The following is a 2,198-nucleotide window of genomic DNA, read 5'->3' as shown; positions in this document are numbered from 1 at the left end:
GTCACTTCGACTGCAGCATGGCAGTATCTTAGCGCCCACTGATGAGCTTCGTTTATCTCGACCGGAATGCCCTTTCCTCCGTTCCAGGCGATCGCTCCCTGATTGTCTCTTATTGCTTCGAGCAATTCACGGTCCGACCTGCCGTCAAGCTGCGAATACCATGTCAAAGGCACGGCCGCCCAGGCATTGTTTATCGTTTCTTTGAAGAGGAGTGAGAACTTCAGAAGATCTCTTGTTCCTGAGTAGCAGCGCATCAAGGGATAGTTCCCTGTTCGGCTTGCCTCATACATTCTTTCAAAATCCTCTCTCGTCCTGAATGGAGCGCCGCCGGCTCCGTCTTCGGAAGAGATCATGTTCTCCTGCTGAAAGAACCATTGCTGGCAGTTCTGATCCGGGGCGAGTGAGATGATATCCAGCAATCCGGATTCGGCGAGGTTCCGGACGGCCATCTCAGTCGCTTCAACTGTCTCCAGGCCTATATGATGCCTTATCAGCGGATAGGGCTTCATAGATTTAATTCTTTCGAGAAGCGCCTGCGGATAGTCGACTTCCCCTTTTGCATCGGTCCTGCCCCTGAGGAACATAACGACTTCTTCCGGCATCTCGCTTCCATCGAAGACCTTCTCGAAAAGACCGCTTCTCTCTGCTATCTCCGCGGTCTCGACCGTTCCACCGAAGATCAGTCTTTTCTCGATACCCCTGTTCTCCAGCGACATCTTAAGCTCTCTGAGAAGTCCTTCGCAAGACTCTTTTCCCAGCCTGTAGCTCACCGCAACGATGTCCGGCGAAGCCTCTTCTATACTATCCAGCAGCTTATCTATACCGATCACGCTTCCGATGTAGATAGTCTCGTAGCCTTCTTTGCCGGCGAGATTAAGGAAATTCAGGATGCCTGCTGTATGAATGTCGCTTCCAATTGCTCCCGCCAAGATCTTCATCTCAGTTCCCTTCCTCGACGTACTCGAGCAGGTCTTCTACAGAGAGTTTGTCTATTCCAAGGTTCTCCAGTGTTCGGCCTTCTTTCCAGAAGTCTCTTCCTATAACCGCTCCGGCTATGTTGATTATCGAGTCTATAATTCTTGTCTCCACTCCAAGTCTCCTTCCAAAACAGCTCATCGGCACCAGGCTCATAGGAACATCCTCCATTATGTACCTGTTCTCAATGCTTATGGGCGCCATAATGCCTCTGTAGCCTTCATTACTGTGAATGGCCGTATAGAGATCGTCGCCTTTGACGTCATAAGCGTAATCGAGCCACTCCCTAGCGCCCATCGCGACAACTCCCAGTTTGCTTGTGACTTCACAACGTTCTTTGTCCAGCTCCTCCAGAACTCTTGCAACAGAAAGGCTTATACCTTCGAGGTAAAACTGGAAATCTCCGTGCTTTGTCTCTATCCAGCCAGCGTTCATCAATATTGCGCCGGGATGAAATACGGCTCCTATGTTGTTGAAACTCGTGTACAGCACGTTCTTCGCCAGTGTAAACTCCGGCATGATCTCGTTGATTATCGGCAGAATTGCCTCGTTGTCCTTTGAAGGAAGCACGGAAACGGGAACAGCGTTCTTGATTCTGAATATCTTTACCATCCCCGGGCCGGAAATACGTGAAGCGAAGACGAAGGTTTGGGCCTCGGCAATTACTACTTTCTCTCTAACACCCTTCTCCCTGAATATCTTGTCAAACTCCAGCGCCCCTCCGGTTCGGCCCGGATTCAGAACTATAATTTGCCCTTCCGTAACGCAGTCGGCCAGACCGGCCGCAATCTGAGCATGAGCAAAGGCAGGCACGACCACCATTATCGCCTCCGCGCCATCTATTGCCTTCTTCATATCAGTTCCTACGTATCTCAATCTGGCTTTGCCGCTCGACTCGCCTTCGACCCTGATCTTTCGGTCGGTCATTATTGGCGAGATCCTCTTCTGGCTCCTGTTATAAAGCGAGACATCGTGGCCTCTCATAGCCAGAACTGCCGAAAGAGCCTGTCCGCCATTGCCTGCACCAACTACTGCTATCTTCATAGAACCACCTCCTCAATCCCCTTGTCTAGAAAAGAAAAAAACAATACGAAATAATAAGCTCTGAAGCCGAAACTTCAGTTCGTATTCCGATTATACAAGAATCTCCTTTGTGAACTAAGTGAAGGCAGTGTCTCGCGCGATATGTGACGAATGCACATAATTGGCTGCAGAAGTTAAGT

At 50.0% G+C, this 2,198-nt stretch carries 2 protein-coding genes; both read right to left on the bottom strand.

All coding sequences use genetic code 11. The features are described 5' to 3' along the window. On the bottom strand, window positions 1–938 hold a 938-nt coding region (locus tag ENN47_08255; GenBank protein HDP78159.1), incomplete at its 3' end, for a methionine synthase. Window position 939: 1 nt separating this feature from the next. Further along, window positions 940–2,019, bottom strand: coding sequence for an NADP transhydrogenase subunit alpha (locus ENN47_08250; GenBank protein HDP78158.1), 1,080 nt, complete (start codon window positions 2,017–2,019; stop codon window positions 940–942). Between the last annotated feature and the right edge of the window lie 179 nt (window positions 2,020–2,198).

It is taken from the genome of Mesotoga infera (genome assembly GCA_011045915.1).
GTDB lineage: Bacteria > Thermotogota > Thermotogae > Petrotogales > Kosmotogaceae > Mesotoga > Mesotoga infera_D.
The sequence above is the reverse complement of the archived record's forward strand: the minus strand, read 5'-3'. Positions and strand labels throughout refer to the sequence as shown.